This window comes from Clostridioides sp. ZZV15-6383 (assembly GCF_020657735.1).
In the GTDB taxonomy this organism is placed as follows: Bacteria; Bacillota; Clostridia; order Peptostreptococcales; family Peptostreptococcaceae; genus Clostridioides; species Clostridioides difficile_D.
This window is the reverse complement of sequence record NZ_JAGWCV010000130.1, coordinates 1-791: the sequence shown is the minus strand read 5'-3', so window position 1 is coordinate 791 and position 791 is coordinate 1. Positions and strand designations below refer to the sequence as shown.

Genomic DNA, 791 nt, shown 5'->3' with positions numbered 1-791 from the left:
AATTTGACGCTAACTTTTGATGTGCTACCTAAAACTATACTTTTTTTCTCCAAGTTTATATTTAAATCTGCATTATTTTCCATAGCATTAGATTCAGTAGCAAATGCCATTGTAGGTGCAACAATTGTCATTGAAAGAATTCCTGTTGTTATTAATCTTGCATTTTTTTTCATATTAATCTCCTTACTTAACATAAATTTCTAATTTGTTTTTTAGTATTTTAACATTTAAAAATATGTCAAAGTGTATTTCCCAAAATTATAAATAAGTCCATAAAAAATAAACTTATAAAACACAAAATATAAAAAAATTAAATATATTTAATATATTTAATTATATCCACTATATCATTTATTGCCAAAAAAATCTATAAAAGACAAATAAAAACATATAATTATTGTAGTTTAATTAAATTTAATACAACAAAAAAAGATTATGTGGCTACGTCCTACTCTCCCAGGCAGTTTCCCACCAAGTACCATCAGCGCTAGAGAGCTTAACTTCTGTGTTCGGAATGGGAACAGGTGTATCCTCTCTGCTATTGTAACCACATAATCTTTTGGAGCGGGTGAAGGGGATCGAACCCTCACAGCTGGCTTGGAAGGCCAGAACTCTACCATTGAGCTACACCCGCATAATTTTTATAAATTAGTAAAACTAAGTTTTTAGAGTTAACACTCTAAAAACTACACATATATCTTAATGAATGAACATCAAATAAATATTGGTCAAGTCCTCGACCTATTAGTATCGATAAGCTAAATACATTGCTGCACTTACACCTTCGACCT

General features: G+C 29.7%; 1 tRNA gene and 1 rRNA gene. Both read right to left on the bottom strand.

What is annotated here, in order from left to right:
- Positions 1-435: 435 nt before the first annotated feature.
- Positions 436-552 (bottom strand): 5S ribosomal RNA (gene rrf, locus KGF42_RS19075).
- Between the two features lie 8 nt (positions 553-560).
- A tRNA-Gly gene (locus tag KGF42_RS19070) sits at positions 561-634 on the bottom strand.
- Positions 635-791: the final 157 nt, after the last annotated feature.